Source organism: Nitrospirillum goiasense, from assembly GCF_034427435.1.
Taxonomy (GTDB): domain Bacteria; phylum Pseudomonadota; class Alphaproteobacteria; order Azospirillales; family Azospirillaceae; genus Nitrospirillum.
The window spans coordinates 330051-347366 of sequence record NZ_JAXQNP010000003.1; the positions used below are offsets into that span (position 1 = coordinate 330051).

At 67.9% G+C, this 17316-nt stretch carries 16 protein-coding genes; 1 reads left to right on the forward strand and 15 read right to left on the reverse strand.

What is annotated here, in order from left to right; all coding sequences use genetic code 11:
• Positions 1 to 9: 9 nt before the first annotated feature.
• Both ULB03_RS15835 and ULB03_RS15840 read right to left on the reverse strand, forming a co-directional pair.
• On the reverse strand, positions 10 to 1671 hold the full coding sequence (locus tag ULB03_RS15835) for a rhodanese-like domain-containing protein (RefSeq protein WP_322484098.1): 1662 nt from the start codon (positions 1669 to 1671) through the stop codon (positions 10 to 12).
• Positions 1671 to 2294: a cysteine dioxygenase family protein gene (locus ULB03_RS15840; RefSeq protein WP_322484099.1), complete on the reverse strand. Its 624-nt coding sequence runs from the start codon at positions 2292 to 2294 to the stop codon at positions 1671 to 1673. The genes ULB03_RS15835 and ULB03_RS15840 overlap by 1 nt, the downstream gene beginning before the upstream one ends.
• Before the next feature lie 410 nt (positions 2295 to 2704).
• Here ULB03_RS15840 and ULB03_RS15845 point away from each other — a divergent pair, with 410 nt between their 5' ends.
• Entirely contained in the window at positions 2705 to 3262 is a 558-nt protein-coding gene (locus ULB03_RS15845) for an RNA 2'-phosphotransferase (protein ID WP_322484100.1), read from the forward strand.
• Here the strand turns inward: ULB03_RS15845 and ULB03_RS15850 are convergent.
• The 13 genes from ULB03_RS15850 to ULB03_RS15910 form a co-directional block, all read right to left on the reverse strand.
• On the reverse strand, positions 3259 to 5487 hold the full coding sequence (locus ULB03_RS15850; protein ID WP_322484101.1) for a TonB-dependent receptor: 2229 nt from the start codon (positions 5485 to 5487) through the stop codon (positions 3259 to 3261). The two genes, ULB03_RS15845 and ULB03_RS15850, sit on opposite strands and share 4 nt — an antisense overlap.
• A gap of 147 nt (positions 5488 to 5634) precedes the next feature.
• Complete coding sequence (locus tag ULB03_RS15855; protein ID WP_322484102.1) at positions 5635 to 6021, reverse strand: hypothetical protein; 387 nt, start codon at positions 6019 to 6021, stop codon at positions 5635 to 5637.
• 115 nt (positions 6022 to 6136) lie between these two features.
• Complete coding sequence (locus ULB03_RS15860) at positions 6137 to 7024, reverse strand: sigma-70 family RNA polymerase sigma factor (RefSeq protein ID WP_322484103.1); 888 nt, start codon at positions 7022 to 7024, stop codon at positions 6137 to 6139.
• Positions 7024 to 7503, reverse strand: a complete 480-nt coding sequence (locus ULB03_RS15865; protein WP_322484104.1) for a carboxymuconolactone decarboxylase family protein — start codon at positions 7501 to 7503, stop codon at positions 7024 to 7026. Before ULB03_RS15865 ends, ULB03_RS15860 begins: the two co-directional genes overlap by 1 nt.
• A gap of 373 nt (positions 7504 to 7876) precedes the next feature.
• Positions 7877 to 8866, reverse strand: a complete 990-nt coding sequence (locus tag ULB03_RS15870; protein WP_322484105.1) for an ABC transporter substrate-binding protein — start codon at positions 8864 to 8866, stop codon at positions 7877 to 7879.
• A gap of 21 nt (positions 8867 to 8887) precedes the next feature.
• Positions 8888 to 9430, reverse strand: a complete 543-nt coding sequence (locus ULB03_RS15875) for an NAD(P)-dependent oxidoreductase (protein ID WP_322484106.1) — start codon at positions 9428 to 9430, stop codon at positions 8888 to 8890.
• A gap of 420 nt (positions 9431 to 9850) precedes the next feature.
• A complete protein-coding gene (locus ULB03_RS15880; protein WP_322484107.1) occupies positions 9851 to 10966 on the reverse strand; it encodes an LLM class flavin-dependent oxidoreductase in 1116 nt (371 codons plus the stop codon).
• A complete protein-coding gene (locus ULB03_RS15885) occupies positions 10848 to 12209 on the reverse strand; it encodes an acyl-CoA dehydrogenase family protein (RefSeq protein WP_322484108.1) in 1362 nt (453 codons plus the stop codon). Before ULB03_RS15885 ends, ULB03_RS15880 begins: the two co-directional genes overlap by 119 nt.
• Positions 12206 to 13093, reverse strand: a complete 888-nt coding sequence (locus tag ULB03_RS15890; RefSeq protein ID WP_322484109.1) for an ABC transporter ATP-binding protein — start codon at positions 13091 to 13093, stop codon at positions 12206 to 12208. Before ULB03_RS15890 ends, ULB03_RS15885 begins: the two co-directional genes overlap by 4 nt.
• A 62-nt stretch (positions 13094 to 13155) precedes the next feature.
• The gene (locus ULB03_RS15895; RefSeq protein ID WP_322484110.1) at positions 13156 to 14001 is read right to left on the reverse strand and encodes an ABC transporter permease; all 846 of its coding nucleotides are present in this window, start codon (positions 13999 to 14001) and stop codon (positions 13156 to 13158) included.
• Positions 14002 to 14347: 346 nt separating this feature from the next.
• Positions 14348 to 15046, reverse strand: coding sequence for a hypothetical protein (locus ULB03_RS15900; RefSeq protein ID WP_322484111.1), 699 nt, complete (start codon positions 15044 to 15046; stop codon positions 14348 to 14350).
• Positions 15043 to 16638 (reverse strand): tetratricopeptide repeat protein, encoded by a 1596-nt coding sequence (locus ULB03_RS15905; RefSeq protein ID WP_322485214.1) that lies wholly within the window; start codon positions 16636 to 16638, stop codon positions 15043 to 15045. The genes ULB03_RS15900 and ULB03_RS15905 overlap by 4 nt, the downstream gene beginning before the upstream one ends.
• Positions 16536 to 17216, reverse strand: a complete 681-nt coding sequence (locus tag ULB03_RS15910) for a serine/threonine-protein kinase (protein WP_322484112.1) — start codon at positions 17214 to 17216, stop codon at positions 16536 to 16538. Before ULB03_RS15910 ends, ULB03_RS15905 begins: the two co-directional genes overlap by 103 nt.
• Between the last annotated feature and the right edge of the window lie 100 nt (positions 17217 to 17316).

Consider the following 17316-nt stretch of genomic DNA (forward strand, 5'->3'; position numbering starts at 1 on the left):
CATGCCCGGTCAGTGCCCATGCCCTTCCTGGGCCAGATGCGGAGACAGGGAGGGTGGCGTGTCGTGGGCATCCCGCGAGGGCGGAATGACGAAGAAGCCGTGGGTGCCGTCGCGGCGCAATTGCCCGACCAGGCCGTATTCCCAATCCAGGTAGGCCTGCATCGCCTCCACCGCGTTGTCCGTACCCTCATAGGGGCGGCGATAGACGTCATCGGGGGCGGAGAGGTAGGCACCCTCCCCGGTTTCCAACTGCAGGCCGGCGGCGGTCCACGCCGCCGTGCCGCCGTCCAGCACCAGCGCGGGCCGGCCGGTCAGGGCCTGGATGTCGGCGGCGGCGAAACGGGCGGCGACGCCGTCGGGGGAGGTCACGACAATCGTGCCCTCGCGCGCCGCCGCCGGCAGGTCCACCGCCAGCCGCGCGCGGATGACGAACCGGGCACCGGGAACGCGGCCCCGCCGATAGGCTGGACTGGGCCCCACATCCAGGAGGGTGATGTCGCCCTCGGCCAGCAGCCGCGCCAGATGGGCCGGCGGAATGACCTCCACCGTCGGCAGCGGCGGCAGGGTGGGCTGCCAAGGCCCCGTCACGGTCAGGCCGGACGCGGGAACGTCGTCCAGCACCAGCACCTCCCACCCCATCTGGGCCAGCCAGGACGCGCTCATGTCCGCCCGCACCGACAGGGTGTCGAACAGCACGATGCGGGCCCCGCGCACCGGCGCGGAATGGTCGGTTTCCTGCACCAGCTGGCCGCCCGGCGCGCTGCGGAAGCCCGCCAGGTGGCCGGCCTGGTATTCCTCCGGCGTGCGCACGTCCAGGCGGTAGAGGGTGCGCCCCCGCTCCTCCAGCGTCTCAAGCGCCGCGTACGGCAGACGCCGCACGCCGGCGCGATAGGCCACGGTGCGGGCGGCCGCGCGGGCCGTCTCCCGCGCCGCGTCGTCCACGTCACCGAAGCGGCGCTCCTGCCCATGCTCAAGGCTGAAACCGGCCAGGGTCCAGCCGATGGTGCCGTTGCGCAGGGCGTAGACGGGGTTGGGCACCCCGGCGTTGCGCAGCGACTGGGCGCCGATCAGGCTGCGGGTGCGGCCGGCACAATTGACAATGATGGTGGTGGCGGGATCGGGCGCCAGGGTGCGGGCGCGCAGCACCAGCTCCGCCCCCGGCACGCTGGTGCCGGTGGGGATGCTCATGGTGCGGTATTCCTCGAACCGCCGGCTGTCCAGCACCACCACGTCGGCATGGGCGTCCAGCAGATCCTTGACCTGGGGTGCCGCCAGCGACGGCGTGTGCGCCTCCGTCTCCACCAGTTCGCCAAAGGCCTTGGACGGCACGTTGACGTCACGGAAGACCTCATAGCCGGCGGCGCGCCACCCCTCCAGCCCGCCCGCCAGCAGCCGGACGTTGGTGTAGCCCAGGTCCGCCAGCCTGGCCGCGGCCCGTTCCGCCAACCCCTCGCCATTGTCATACAGCACGATGGCGGTATCGCGCCGGGGCACACGGTCCAACACCTCCAGCTCCAGCCGCGACAAGGGCAGGTTGGCGGCGAACAGCGGATGGGCCTGGGCGTAGGGGTCCTCCTCTCGCACGTCCAGCAGGGCCAGTTCGCGCCGGGCGATCAGAGTGAGGCGGACGTCGGCGGGGGAGACGGTGGCGGCGGCGGGGACCAAGGACATCAGGCGGGCTCCAGGGACGGCGTACGGGTGATGGTGAAGGTGGGCGTGGCGCCGGCGTTGCTGTAGCCGGAGATGAAGGGCTTGCGCGGGCCTTGCGCCGGATAGACCCAGCGCCGGACCTGGCCGATATCGGCGCCATAGACATGGATGCTGACCGAGGTGCGGTCCAGATGGGCATTGGTGACGCGGTGGATGTCGCCCGCCTGGGGTGACAGCGTCTCCACCTCCCCCACCTCCAAGCGCTGCTTGGGGCCTATGGCCACCAGCTCATCGCGCGACCCCACGACGAAACGCTGGGAATACTCAGCCCCCCGCAAGACGCCGACCAAGCCCCAGACGGTATGATCATGCACCGGCGTCTCCTGCCCCGGCCCCCAGACGAAACTGACGACGGAGTAGCGGCCATCGGGGTCGGCATAGAGCAGGAATTGGCGATACCTTACCGGATCGGGTTCGGCATAGGCGGCCGGCAGCCAGTCATCCTGGGCCACCAACTCGGCCAGCGCGTCGCGCGCCTGGTCCAGCAAGGCGCCCTCGGGCAGGCGCTGCTTCACCAAGGCGTCCAGCCGGCCGATGAAGGCACGCAGCCGCGCCGGCGCCTCGGGATTGGTGGTCTCGCTCATCTTGTCCCTCCGCCTGGTGGCATCAATGGGTGGGTGGACAGCAACCCTAGGGGCTGGACCAGGGCCGGGGAAATCGAGTTTTCTTCAAGCTGCGCTTAAACCGGCGTCGGTTGGAACGGGTCGCGGTCGTGAGATCCCTGGCCTCGCTCCTGTGGGGCCAGGAAATCTTCCGGAATCTCCACTCCTTCAAGCGCCGCCCAAAAGCCCGACCAATCCGTTGGCTTTACTCTCGTCCGCTCAGTGTCCTTAGCTCCTGGCTTGCTTTCTTCAGGCATGGTCCCCTCCTCCGAGGCTGTATGTATAGCGCCCGCAATAAGGATCGCAGGCCATTACCCTGCCCCTCGCTTATCGGCGGACGCTATGGCATTGATCAGCGAAAGAGAAACACTGCCATACTCGCGCGCCCGACCATGACGACAGATCCGCTGCATCTCAGCAAGTTCCTGAGCTACGTCCTTCGCCACAAGCCAGACGCCATCGGCCTGGCCCTCGACCCGGAAGGCTGGGCATCGGTGGATGAGTTGATCGCAAAGGGCAACGCCGCCGGCACGCCCTTCGACCGGGACGACCTGCTGGCGGTGATCGCCACCAGCGACAAGAAGCGCTTTTCCTTGTCCGACGACGGTACGCGCATCCGCGCCGCGCAGGGCCATTCCGTCACCGTGAACCTCAATCTCGACCCCCGCCAGCCACCGGACGTGCTCTACCACGGCACGGCCACTCGGTTCGTCGAGGCCATCCTGGCGCAGGGCCTGACACCCCAGACACGCCAACAGGTCCACCTGTCAGCGGATGAGGTAACCGCCCTGAAGGTGGGAAAGCGCCATGGCAAACCCGCCCTGTTCACGGTCGACGCCCGCCGCATGCACGACCAGGGCTTGATTTTCCAGCAGGCGGACAACGGTGTGTGGTTGACGGACCACGTTCCGCCCGGGTTCCTGACCCTGGTCCCCGCCGGCAAGTCCTAGAGCTTATACCCCACCTTGAAGAACACCGTACGCGGCGGGCTTTCGACAAAGGTCCAGACCGTGCCGGCGGCGGAGGCGGAGTAGCTGCCGCCCTGGGGCAGGCGGCGGTCGGCCAGGTTGCGCACGGTGGCGGAGAAGGTCCAGCGTTCGTCCTCCGTCGTGTATTTGGCGAACAGGTTGACGTTCCACTGCGCGGGGATGGCCACCTGCCAGGAATTGGCCACGTCGGCGTAGGACAGGGTCTGGAACTGGGCGTCCACGCCGACCTGCGCCTGGCCCGGCACCGCCAGCGGCAGGGTGTAGGTGGGGGCGGTGCGGAAGGTCCAGCGCGGGGCGTAGGGCAAGCGGTTGCCGCTGGCGCTGGTGCCGATGCCGGCGTAGTTCGGGAATTGGTCATACAGCGCCAGCGTGTAGCTGGCGGAGTTGTCCCAGCGCAGGCCGTCGAACGGCTGGATCGTGGTTTCCAGCTCAAACCCCTCGGTATAGGCCGACGCCGCGTTCAGGCGGCGGGAGCGCAGGGTGGCGGGATCGGTCGCCGTCGCCTGCAGGTTGGTGTAGTCGTTGTAGTAAAGCGCCATGTTGACCAGTACCCGGCGTTCCCACCATTGGCTTTTCACGCCCACCTCGTACGTCTCCACCTTTTCCGGCTGATAGGGCAGTTGGGCGTTGATCAGGACGCTGGCGCGGTTATCGAAGCCGCCGGCCTTGAAGCCCTTGGAATAGCTGGCATAGGTCAAGAGGTCCGGCGTCCATTGGTAGGAGGCGGCGAACTTGGGCGTCAGGGAATACCAGGTGGCATCCGACTTGGTCTGGAAGGCACCCGCCTTGTTGGTGGCGGTGGCCGGAACGATGGGGTTGCCGGCGGCATCGGTGATGCGGGTGCCGTCCAGCGTGTCGTCGAACTGCCGATAGGTGAAGTCGCGGCTTTCAATGGTGTAGCGCAGGCCGACCGTGCCGGTCAGCTTGTCGGTGACATGGTAGTCCCCCTGGCCGTAGGCCGCGTAGCTGTCGGTCTTGGTGTTGCCCACCTGGTCCTGTGGCGGGTTGGCCAGGCTGGGATAGCTGAAGCCGTTGCGGTCGCTGGAGAAGTTTTCGTGCAGGTAGAACAGGCCACTGGTGAAGTCCAGCGGACCCCAGCTGCCGTTGGCCTGGAACTCCTGCGTCAGCTCATTCTCGTAATAGCGGATGAAGTTCACCTGCTTCACCGCCGCCTCGCCGTCATTGTCGTAGGTGACGGGCGCCTGGCCGAACAGGCGATAGGCGGTGACCGACTTCAGGGTCAGCTTGTCGCCCAGGGCCTGGGTGATGCGCAGCGCCGCCCCACCGGAGTTGGAGTTGTTCTGCGGCTGCGGCTCCGCGAACGACAGCGACGGGTCGAAGCCGCCGCCCGGCTGGTTATGGGGTGTGTAATAAGCGGTGGTGGAGCGGTCGCGCTTGGCGTCCAGGGTCAACTGGATGTCCAGGTCTTCGGTCGCCTGCAACTTCAGCTTGGCCCGGGCGCTGTCCACGTTCAGGTCGTTCACGTCCTTGTTGATGGTGGGATCGTGGGTGTAGCCGTCGTGCTGCTCATGCCCATAGGCCAGGCTGGCGAACAGTTTGTTGGCGATCAGGGGGCCGGAGACGTAGCCATGGCTCTCGAACGCGCCCCACGTACCGACCCCGGCATCCACCGACAACCGCACCTCGTCATTCGGGTCGCGGGTGATGTAGCGGATGGCGCCGGCACTGGTGTTGCGGCCATAGAGCGTGCCCTGCGGCCCGCGCAGGACCTCCACCCGCTCCAACTCCGCCAGCAGGGGCGACGCGGCGATGGAGCGCGGGATGTAGACGTCATCCACGTACTGGGCGATGGCGGGATCGAAGATGGGGTCGGTTTCACCGATGCCGCGCAGGAAGAACAGCTGAGTCGTCGGCGTGATGCCGCCGCGCGGCACCGTCAGGCCGGGCACCAGGCCCGCCAGGTCGCGCACCGTGCTGATGTGCTGGTCCTGGAGGGTATCGGCCGTGTAGGCGGTCAGCGCGATGGGCGTTTCCTGCAGGCGGGTCTGCCGCTTTTCCGCCGTCACCACGATGTCGGCGATGCCGCCGCTGGCCTCCAGGTCCGGCGCCGCCCCGGCCACGGGGGCTGGGGCAGTCTGAGCCGACGCGGAAACCGTCAGCGCGCACAGGGCGGTCCCCAGCAGCAAGGAGGAAACGGCGATGGGGGAGGACGGGACCCGAACCATGAAACAGCGCTCCGCGAAACGAATGGGGAAGCACTCGTTTGGCGTATTTCACAGTTCCATAAAAACGAGATTTGTTTATGTGATCCGTGATTGCCCGTCAAATGACTGTGAATTGGGCGTCAGCCGTCCTGCACAACCGGATGGGTCCTATCGCCCAAGCCAGCGCACCGCCGCCGCGTCGGTATCATCAGGCCGGGTGTTGAAGGCGATACGGGTCTGGGGGGCGGCGCGATGGATGGTGTTGAGGACGGTTTCCAGCAGGATCAGGTTCGCCGGCGGGTTGCGGATGCCGGCGCCGATCACCACCACGTCATAGGTCGCGCGGGACAAGGCGGTGGCGACTTCCACCTCCGCCACGGCGGGGGCGGGCTGGACATACAGGTTGTCACAGATGCAGCCCTGCCCCTCCAGCGACTGCTTGGACGCGGACACACCCGCGCGAACCTTGTCGGCGGTCATGCCCGGGATGATCCCCGGCGCCGTGTAGTCAACCGTGTCGGGATCCTGGCCGACGATCAGGATGCGATGGGCCATGGCGCAAAACTCCCCTGGATTTACGCCGAGAGGATGCAAGGAAGGAAGCCACGACGCAAGTATCCACCAAGCCGAAGGCAAAGCTTCACAATGAATCCCGCGCCCGGGGACCCTGTCATGAGTTCCCGATGACCATCCCCAGCGCCTGGGCGATGTGGGACAGCTTGTCGGGGTTGCGGGTGATGTAGATGGCGGTGATGCGGCCATCCTCGATCTCGAACGCGGTGGTCTGGAGCACCGTGCCGCGCTCCACGCTGGCATAGCCAGGCAGGCCGTCGATGCGGAGGGGGCGGATGAAGACGGCGGCCTGGAACTCTCCCTTGGCGTGCAGGCTGGCGAACAGGCGGGTCAGGCGGTCCAGCCCCCGGATGGGATTCAGGAAGGCGCGGACCTTGCCGCCGCCGTCCGCCCGCAGCACCACGTCCTGCGCCAGCAGGCCGCGCAACGCGTCGACATCACCCAGGTGCGACGCGGCGTAGAAGGCCCGGGCGATGCGTTCCCCCTCCTCCGGCGCCACGGGATAGCGGGGACGGGCCTCCTGCACGTGGCGGCGGGCGCGCACGGCCAGTTGACGCACGGCGGCGGCATCGCGGTGCAGGGTGCCCGCCACTTCGTCCAAGGCCACGCCGAACACGTCGTGCAGCAGGAAGGCCGCGCGTTCCAAGGGCGATAGCCGCTCCAGCGCCATCATCAACGTCAGGGTCAGGTCATCCTCGCCGGCGTCCTCATCACTGCCGGCCAAGGGCTCCGGCAGCCAGGCGCCGACATACGTCTCCCGCCGCACCCGGGCCGATTTCAGCGTGTCCAGGCACAGGCGGGTGACGATGCGCGACAGGAAGGCGGCGGGGACGTCCACCGCGGCGTGCTCCGCCTGCCGCCAGCGCAGGTAGGCGTCCTGCACCACGTCCTCGGCCTCCGCCACCGAGCCCAGCATGCGGTAGGCCAGGCGCACCAGCCGGGGCCGCTGCGCCTGGAAGATCGCGGTGGCGTCCCCTCCGTTCATCAGGCGGCCGCCCCCTGGATGTGCGCCACGGGTGGATGGGCGGCGCGGAAACCCACCTGCAGACGGTTCCACAGGTTGATCATGCCGATAGCCAGCGACAGCTGCACCTGCTCCGTCTCCGTGAAGTTGGCTTGCACCAGGGCGTAGTCCTCGTCCGGCGCGCCGGTGTCGGCCACGCGGGTCAACGCCTCCGTCCAGGCCAGGGCGGCGCGCTCCCGGTCGGTATATAGGGAGGAATCCCGCCAGCCGTTCAGCAGGTGCAGCCGCATCTCCGTCTCTCCCATCTTGCGGGCGTCGGTGACGTGCATGTGCAGGCAGAAGGCGCAGCCATTGATCTGCGACGCGCGGATCTTCACCAGTTCCATCAGCGCCGGCTCCAACCCGCCGGCCTTGAGGGCGTTGCTGGCCACCAGCAAGCCCTTGATGGCCTCGGGCGCCAGCTTGAAAGCGTCATTGATGCGGGGGGTATGGGCGCTCATCGTCATCTCCATCAGGTTATGCGTCATCGCATGACCCAAAGACGAGAGGACTTCATGGCCGTGTGACATGGCGGCCGAAAAAATCCGCCCCCAATGCGAGATGCCGAAAGAGCAATCTATGGGTTGTGGGGTGTCCGGGTTTTCAATGAATATCTTCCCCGTGGTCAGGGGGCGGATGGGCCGCCACCCCGCCACAGGAAGAAAGGAAACTGGATGCTCATCCGATCCTTCTTCCTTCATCTCCGCTTCCGGTTCCTCGGCATGGCCGTTGAACTGAAACTGGGGAGGTGAAGGGCGCCGGGGGGAGTAGCAGCTCCCCCCGGTTGCCCTCAGAAATTACCGCAGATCCTATGAGCCCGCAATCAGGCGATCCCTATAGTTTCGCCAGCGCCTCATGCAGGCTGTCGTCCCACAGCGGGCGCACACCCACCGGGGCGGGGATGACGCCGGCGGCGGCGAAGGTGTCGGCGACGTCCTGTTGCGAGGCGATGGCCGCGTCGCTGACGGGCAGCAGGCGATAGGCGGCGCTGCGCTCCCGGTATTCCTGGAGGTAGGCGGCCTCGGGAATGCTGGTCAGCTGCGCCCGAAGGCGGGCCCAGCGGGTGTAATCGGCCTCGATCCAGGCCAGGGTCTTGGCGTAGCGCTGCAGGTAATCGGTGATGGCGCGCCGTTTCAGCGGGTCGGCCAGAGCGTCCTTGGAGGCCGCCACCAGATAGTTGCCGGACAAGCGGTTCAGGCCGGTGGTCAGCACCCGCGCCCCGGCCTCACGCGCCAGTTGCACCACCACGCCATAGATGACCCAGGCGTCCAGGCTGCCCTGGTTGAAGGCCGCCAGGCCGTCCTGCGGCGACAGCGCCACCGGCGTGATGTCGCCGAAGGTAAGCCCCTGTTCCTTCAGGATCTTGAGCAGCATGTATTGCGAGGTGGTGGCGCGGACATAGCCCACGCGCTTGCCCTTCAGGTCCGCCGTGGTCTGTAGCGGGCTGTCCTTGGGCACCAGCAGCACCTGGTTGTTCACGTCGCCCTGCAACACGGCGATGATGCGCACCAGGGGGTTGGCGGCGGCGATGAAGATGGGCGGGATCTCGCTCATGCCGCCCACGTCCAGGGAATGGGCGTTGATCGCCTCCGCGATCAGGTTGCCGCCGGCGAACTGGGCCGTTTCCAGGGTATAGGGCGTGTCGGCCACGCCCGCCTGCTCGAAGAAGGAGTCCGGGTTGCCCCGATAGGTGGCCGCGCGCAGGGTGACGCCGGCCAGCTCCGCGTCCTTCTTGCGGCCACAGGCCGCCAGGTTCAGGGCGCCCAGGCCCAACGCCCCCGCCGCCAGCCCTTGCAAGGCGGACCGGCGCGATATCAGCATCATGGGTTCGATCTTTCCTTATCCTTAGTAGCCGCGGGCGAGATCGACCACGTCCTCCAGCGGCTCCCCGCGGCGGAAACGGATCAAATTGTGCGCCAACTGGGACGCCAGGTTGGCGTGGGTGTCCGGCGTGTAGACGGACGTGTGCGGCGACAGGCGCACACGGGGGTGGCTGTAGTAGGGGTGGCCGTCGGGCAACGGTTCCGGATGCGTCACGTCCAGGGTGGCCAGCGACACCCGGCCATCGGCCAGCGCGGCCAGCAGCGCCTGGTCATCGATCAGCGCGCCGCGCGCCACGTTGACCAGGTGCAGGCCGGGCTTGGCGGCGGCCAGCACGCGGGCGTTCACCAGGTGGTGGGTTTCCGCCGTGGCCGGTGCCGCCAGCACCACATGGTCGGCGCGGGCGAACAGCGCCGCCACGTCATCCGCCCGTTCCACGCCCGGCATACCCAAATCCCCCGCCCCGCGCCGCGTGGCCAGCACGGTCATGCCCAGGGCCAGGGCCTTGGGCGCCAGGGCCTGGCCGATGCCGCCGAAGCCGACGATGCCCAGGGTGGCGCCCTCCACCAGGCCCAGGGGCGTGGGCTGCCAGTCGGCCGCCCGGCTGACCCGAGATCTCGGGGAAACGCTTGGCGGCGGCGAAGATGGCGGCCAGCGAGAACTCGGCCAGGGCGGTGGCGGAGGTGCGCTTGGCCGCCGTCACCACCGGCCCATCGAACAGCCAGTCGGGATAGAAGTCGATGCCGACGGAAACCAGTTGCACCCAGCGCAGGTTGAAGGGCCATCCCGGCGGCTGGGCCGGCAGGTCGCCACCGGCACGGCGGAAGGGCGCGGCCACGAAGACATCGGCGTCGCGCGGCCATTCGGCCGGCACTCCCCGGGGCAGGGTGATCAGTTCGACCGCCCCCTCCCCTGTCGCGGCGCTGACCCGCCGCGCCACCTCGGCATTGATGGGCTCGGTCAGTTGGCTGACCACACGGATGGGGCTCATTCGGCCGCCACCGCTGTCGCGTGTCCCGCCTCCCTCGCGGCCACCGCCTGGCGCACCAGGGGGATCAGGTCTCGGCCATACTCGATGGCGTCCACCAACGGGTCGAAGCCCCGGATGAGGAAGGTGCGGACGCCCAGATCATAGTAATCCAGCAGCGATTCCGTCACCTGCTCCGGCGTGCCCACCAGGCTGGTGGAATTGCCCTGGGCCCCGGTCAGGGCGGCGATCTCCGTCCACAGGCGCTTGTCCCGCACCTTGCCGGCGGCGGCGGCGGCCAGCAGGCGCTGGGAGCCCACGTTCTGCGGCTCTCCCGCGCGCACCGGCCGGAAGGTCGACTGGGTGGCGCGCAGGTGCTTGGCCTGTTCCAGAATGCGCTCGGCCTTGGCCCACGCCTCCTCCTCCGTGCGGCCCAGGATGGGGCGCAGCGACAGGCTGAACTGGACATGCTCCTGGCGGCCATGCAGGGCGGCGGCGGCGCGCACCTTGGTGATGGTCTCGCGCACATCGTCCAGCGGCTCGCCCCACAGGGCGTAGACGTCGGCGTGTTTGCCAGCCACGGCGATGGCCTCGTCCGACGACCCGCCGAAATAGATGGGCAGCGTGCCATTGACCGGCCGCACGTAGGAATGCGAGCCGCGCGACTTGTAATAAGGCCCGTCATGGTCGAAAGGCGCGGTGCTGGTCCATACCTTGCGCACCACCTCCAGATAGTCGTCGGTGCGGGCGTAGCGTTCCGTCTTGTTCAGGAAATCGCCGTCGCGCTGCTGCTCCTCATCCGACCCGCCGGTGATGATGTGGACGGCCAGGCGGCCCTGGCTGAAATGATCCAGCGAGGCCAGCTGGCGGGCGGCCAGGGTAGGCGCCACGAAGCCGGGACGGTGGGCCAGCAGGATCTTCAGCCGCTCCGTCTGCTGCACGGCGTAGGCGGCGATCTGGAAGCCATCGGGCGAGGCGCTGGAGTGCGCGATCAGCGCGCGGTCGAAACCGGCATACTCATGGGCCCGCGCCAGGGTGCCGATATAGTCGCGGTCGATGATGGGGCCGCTGCCGGGCCGGGTCTCGGACCCATCCTGCGACCCGATGATGCCGATGAACTGCAAGGTGTTGGACATGGCGGAACCTTTCAGGATAGGGGGCTTCAGGAGGGGGGGCTTCAGGAGGGGGGACGGCGGCGAAGGCGGCGCGGCCGGCGCCGACCAGCACCACATCGGCCTGGGGGGTATGGATGCGGCCGCACAGCACGTCGCGGTAATGCCGCTCCAGCGGGTTGTGGCGGGTGGTGCCGGGGTTGCCGGTCAGGCGCAGGGCCGTCTCCACCGCCTGGATGGCGTTCTCGGTCACCAGATGCTTGACCAAGCCGGCCTCCACCGCGCTGGTCTCCCCGCGCGTGGCGGCGGCCAGCAGGGCGCGGTTGGACAGCAGCAGGCCATCGATGATGCCCACCGCCTCCTGGAAGCGCGGCAGGGTGGACAGGGCGGCCCCCAGGTTGCTGGGCACCCGCTGGCGGGCGAAGGCGATCAGCCAGTCGCGCGCCGCCTCCGCCACCGCGTCATAGATGCCGGCGGTCAGGACGGCGGCCCAGGCGCCGAACAGGGCGTCGCGTGGCCCGGCCACCCCAGGCGCGCGCAGGTCCAGCGCATGGTCCAGCGGCGTGGGCACATCCTCCAGGATCACGTCATGGCTGCCGCTGGCGCGCAGGCCCAAGTGATCCCAGGTTTCCACCACGCGGATACCGGGGCTGTCGCGGTGCACCAGGAAGCCGCCGACGCGCGGCTGCGGCTCATCGGTGCGGGCCCACACCACCAGCCAGGTCAGGGCCGGGATGCCGGTGGAATAGAGCTTGTGCCCGCTGATGGACCAGCCGTCCGCCGTGCGCCGCGCCACCGTGGCCGGCAGGCCGCCGCGCGCCGGCGTGCCCAGGTCGGGCTCCACCCGCAGGGCGTTGACCAGGGCGCCATTCTCCACCGCGTCCCGCGCCACCCGGGCGTAGAGCGCATCGGGCACGGCCCGCAGGTCGGAGGAGGCATGGAACAGGTACTGCATCACCAGCACCAGGGCCGTGGCGGGATCGCCCTTGGCCACCGCGCGCACCACCTTCAGCGTGGTGGCCAGGTCCGCCCCGGCCCCGCCCAGGGCGGTCGGCACCGTCAGGGCCAGCAGGCCCTGGGCGTGCAGGCTGCGGAAATTCTCGAAGGGGAAGCTGCCGTCGCGGTCATGCGCGGCCGCCCCGGCGGCGAATTCGGCGGTCAGGCCGGCCAGCACGACGTCCAGCGCCGCGCCCTCGTCGATCCCGTCCCGATCTGCCGCCACCTCTGCCGCCAGTTCCGCCGCCACCCGGCGCAGGGCCGCCGTCATGACAGCCCCCCACCCAGCTGGGCGCCGGCGCGGGCGCCGTTGGTGAAGCCGCCCCCATGGCCGTTATGACCGTTGACGGCGGCGGCGGACGGCCGGTTCCACGGGGCGCGGATGCCACCGGCCGGCGGCGCGGGCGGAATGAAGGCCAGCGGCGCCGTATCGCGCGGCCCCGGCTGCTCCACCCCCAGATGGCCCAGCAGGCGGCGGCGCAGGGCCTGGAACTCCGGCCCCGCCTCGCGCGGGCGGGCCAGGGTCACCTTCTCCTCCACCGCCAGGCGGCCATCGGCCAGCACCAGGATGCGGTCGGCCAGGGCGATCGCCTCATCCACGTCGTGGGTGACCAGCAGCACGGCGGGGCGGTGCGCCCGCCACAGCGACAGCACCAGCTGGTGCATGCGCAAGCGGGTCAGGGCGTCCAGCGCCGCGAAGGGTTCGTCCAGCAGCAGCAGTTGCGGTTCCCGCACCAGGGCGCGGGCCAAGGCGGCGCGCTGCGCCTCCCCGCCCGACAGGGTGGCGGGCCAGGCGTCCACCCGGTGGCCCAGGCCCACCTCCTCCAGCGCCGCCGTGGCCTGAAGCCGGCTGCGGCCGCTTTTCAGGCCCAGGGTGACGTTGCGCCAGACACGCTTCCACGGCAGCAGCCGCGGTTCCTGGAACACGACGGCGCGGGCGCCGGGGGTGGACACCCGCTCCGCCGGGGCGGCGTCCAGGCCGGCCAAGGTGCGCAACAGGGTGGTCTTGCCCGAGCCGCTGCGCCCCAGCAGGGCCACGAACTCACCCGGGGCGATGTCCAGGTTCAGGTCGCGCAGCACGGTGACGTCGCCGAAGCGGCGGGTGAAACCACGTACCCGGACGGCACCCGGTTCGGAAGGGGCGTCAGCAGCCACGGGGGCGGCCACTGGGGCAGCCGGGGGGGGACCAAGGAGGAGGCGGGGTTGGAAGCCATGGGTCAGCGCTCCAGGAAGGTGGGACGCCAGGCCAGCAGGCGGCGTTCCAGCAAGCGGACGAGGAAGTCGGTGCCAAGACCGAGGACGGCGTAGACGCCCAGGCAGACGACGATGATGTCGGTGCGCATGAAGTCGCGGGCGTTGTTGATGAGGTAGCCCAGCCCGGCGGAGGCGTTGATCTGCTCCGCCACCACCAGGCTCAGCCAGGCGTGCCCCAGGGCGTAGCGCAGGCCCACCAGGAAGGACGGGGTGGCGCCGGGCAGCACCACGTTGGTGATCAGCTCCAGCCGCGACAGGCCAAAGCTGCGCCCCGCCTCCACCAGCTTGGCCTCGATGGCGCGGATGCCGGAGAACAGGGTGAGATAGGTGGGGAAGGCGGCACCCAGGGCGATCAGCGCCACCTTGGGCACCTCGCCGATGCCGAACCAGACGATGAACAGGGGCACCAGCGCCAGGAAGGGCAAGGTGCGCAGCATCTGCATCAGGGGATCGACCAGCGTCTCCCCCCGCCGGAACAGGCCGGCGACCACGGCCAGCACCGTGCCCACGGCGACCCCGATGCCCAGCCCGGTGACCACGCGGGCCAGCGACACCAGCAGGTTGGACGGCAGCTCCCCCGACACCAGCAAGTTCCAGAAGGTGACCAGCACCGCGCTGGGTGCGGCCAGCACCCGCGCCGGCACCAGCCCCACCCGCGACCCCACCTCCCACGCCAGCACCAGGGCCAGGGGCACGGTCCAGCGGGAGTTGCCGAGACGGGAAAGAACACGCCGGGCCAGGGGCACCCCGGCGGGCCGCACGGCCCCGGGCAACGCCGGGGCCTGGGGGTCGTCAAGGACCAGGGACAAAGCCGCACCTCATTTCACATGGAAATTTCGGTGATCAAGGATCACTAATCCCCATTAAATGACGTGGGATTTAATGCGGCAATGGACTTCTGGTGCTGTGAATCTTTTAAAATTCTCAAGGGTGGGGAAGGACGATACGAAAACCGGCGCTGCGGAGACCACAGCGCCGGTCAGCACCAAGCGCCGCGATGGAAGGCGACGTGTGGTGAGCGTTGCGCACTCTGGACAATGAAAGTCCACGGGTGCCCTTACGGAGATACGAGGCCGAGTGCGGATGGCACCCGCGGTGATTTAATCGCTGAGGTCAGGGCAAGTGGAACGCCCGTAACAAACGGCGCCCGCCGTATCAAAACGGCGATAACACCCCCCCAACCATCAAATCCGGATCGAATGTGTAAACCCGGTGTGTTTGCCCGCCCGTCTTAGACGTCACCACGACCGAAAGGAAACCCGTGATTTGCCATAGGCCAGACGGGGCGCAGATGGTTAAATTAGACGCGGCGCCCGTGCTGATGGAATCGTCGGCCGCACTCAACCCCGGCGAAGTCGTCCCGGCGAGCGGTTGCTGAGGCGGATTAAATGCCTGTTGCGTCGTAAAAGCTTGCGTCGTGGTCGACGTAGCGTCCAGCGCCGCACTGGCGCTCACAGCATCGTCATTGGTTTCCCAGATGTTGAAATGGCAGGCCGCGTAATTGGCGTCGCAAGGTGAAAGATAGAGTTGTTCTTGAGCGGGTAATGGGGCGGCAGCGCTGTAGGGTGCGGGAAGCGACACCAGCGTCAGACCCTTGATGGCAATGTCAGACGTCGTGCTCGGATCGTAGTACGCGAAAATGACAACGTTAATTCCGTCACCGCTCTGCAACTGATAGCCGCCGGCGGCCGGCCCAGACGCCTGCATGGCCGGTGTTCCGTTGGGTTGAACGCTTGTGGGATCCGACCCCGTATTCCCCAGCAGGTTGAAGCGCAAGGCCGTGCTAACCTGGCGCACGTCGAAGTCCAGACGCATGGTGTAGACGGTTGGCGGGGCACCGCTGTCACTGCTCATTGGTTTTCCTCCTTCTTGATCAGGGATAGTTGATAGCGACGGTCCAGGCGCAATTGCGCCAGTTCCGGTTCATGATCGATTTCAGAGGCGGCATAACCCGCCGCCCGCGCCCGGGCCAGGAGGTCGAGCGCCTGCTCCCGCCGGCCCAGGACTTCGTTGGCAACGGCGGCATTAAACAGAATATTGGGCGCCGGATTTCCAGCCAAGGCCAGGTCCAGGGCCGCAAAGGCGGACGCCTCCTCGCCCAACTTGGCGTGAAAGACCGCGACCTTGACGTTGAGCAACGGATCCCGGGGGGCGCTGGCCAACTGGCCGTCGAGGTGACGCAGGGCCACGCGGTAGGCATCCCGCGCCTCCGCCGCTTTGCCTGGCGTCCAGCGATAGGCGTCGCCCAAATTGCCCCAGGTGATGTAATGCTGGCTAAAGCCCTCCACCCGCGTCAGACGCTCAAACGCCTCTGCCGCCTGGGGGTATTGGCCTAGGAAATAGAAATAATTGCCCAGGTTATTATATAAATGCGGCAGGGGCTGGATGCGCAACCCGCGCTGCACCGTCTGGATGGCCTCCAGGGTCCGGCCTTGCATATGCTGCGCCGCACTGAGATTGGCATAGCCATAGGCACTGTCCGGCGCCAACTCCACGCTTCTTTGGAACATTTTCTCAGCATCAGCGTAGGCCGCTTGATTGAAATAAATTTTCCCAATATTATAATAAAAATCAAAAAAATCGGGGTATTTTTCTATACCAGACTTTAATGAATCAATCGCCGAATTTAAATCCCCCTTTGAAATGTATAGAAGGGACATCCCTTCTATCGCAAAAACATTCCGCTCTTCCAGCAAAAGGGCCTTCTGGAATTGGCGCGCCGCATCATCCTTATTATTGGCGTAGTATTCAGCCCAGCCCATAGCGACATGAGACAATGCTAACTGATCATCCAAGGATAGGGCAAGGTGGGCTGCGGCGTTCGCCTGCTGCAAAGTTGCCGGATCTGGGCTTTGCGCCCTGTAGCGTTGAACAAGCGCTAGACTAAAACCTGCAGTGCCGGCGGCATTGCTAGGATCACGGGCCAGCACCTTTTGGAAGCCGCTGACCGCCGCGTCGATGGCGCCCTTGTCCTCCGCGTGATAGAGGCGGTCCATGGCCGTATCGAGCATGGACTGGATGCTGGCGGTGCCGGCGTGCCCCGCCACGCGGTCCCTTAAGGCCGGCCAGTCCAGCGCCACGCCGGCCGCCAGCAGGACGCCCGCCACCCCGGCGGCGGCGAGGGCGCGGATGTGGCGGCGGACCAGGGCGGCGGCGCGGCTGGGCGCCCGCGCGGGCGGCAGCGCCGGGCTGGCGCCGGCGGCGATGGCGCGCAGGGCGTCGCGCACCGCGTCCATGGTGGCGGGACGGGCGGCGGGGTCGACGGCCAGCATGCGGTCCACTAAGTCGCACAGCGGCTTGGGCAGCGGGGTGCCGGGGAGGTACAGGCTGTCGGGGCGGCCGTTCAGGATGCGCTGCATGACGGCGCCCTCGCTGGGCGCGTCGAAGGCGCGGCGGCCGCCCAGCATCTCGAACACCAGGGCGCCGAAGGAGAAGATATCGGACAGGGTGTCCGGCTGGGCGCCCATGAACAGCTCGGGCGCCATATAGCTGACGGTGCCGCGCAGGCCGTCCCCCGTTCCATGGTCGCGGCCAGGGTGTCCTGCGCCCGGGCGATGCCGGACAGGCGGGCCAGGCCGAAATCCACCAGCCGGGGGTGGCTGCGCTGGTCCAGGATGACGTTGGCGGGCTTGATGTCCGCGTGCACCACGCCCTGGCCGTGGGCGGCCGCCAGCGCGTCGGCCAGCTGGGCGGCGATGTCCAGCGCCTGATCCAGCGGCAGGGGGCCCTGCGCCAGCCGGGCGGCCAGCGTCTCCCCTTCCACATGTTCCATGGCCAGGTAGGTCTGGTCGCCCTCCTGCTCCAGCCCGAAGATGCCGACGATGTTGGGGTGCTGCAGCCGCGCCAGCGCGCGCGCCTCACGGATGTGGGTCTTCAGGCCATCCGCCGGTGCGTCCGCCTGCCGCAGTATCTTCAGCGCCACCGTACGGTTCAATACCGGATCCGTGGCCTGGACCACCGTGCCGTAGGAGCCCGAGCCAATAATCCGTTCGATCTTATACTTGCTGATGGTCTGCGCGAACATCCATCTCCCCCAACCGCGATTTGGGCGCGCCGACATCCTTCCCGTCGGCATCCATGATCATTAATGTGCGCCTACCCCGTTTGGGCACGGTGTGATTTCC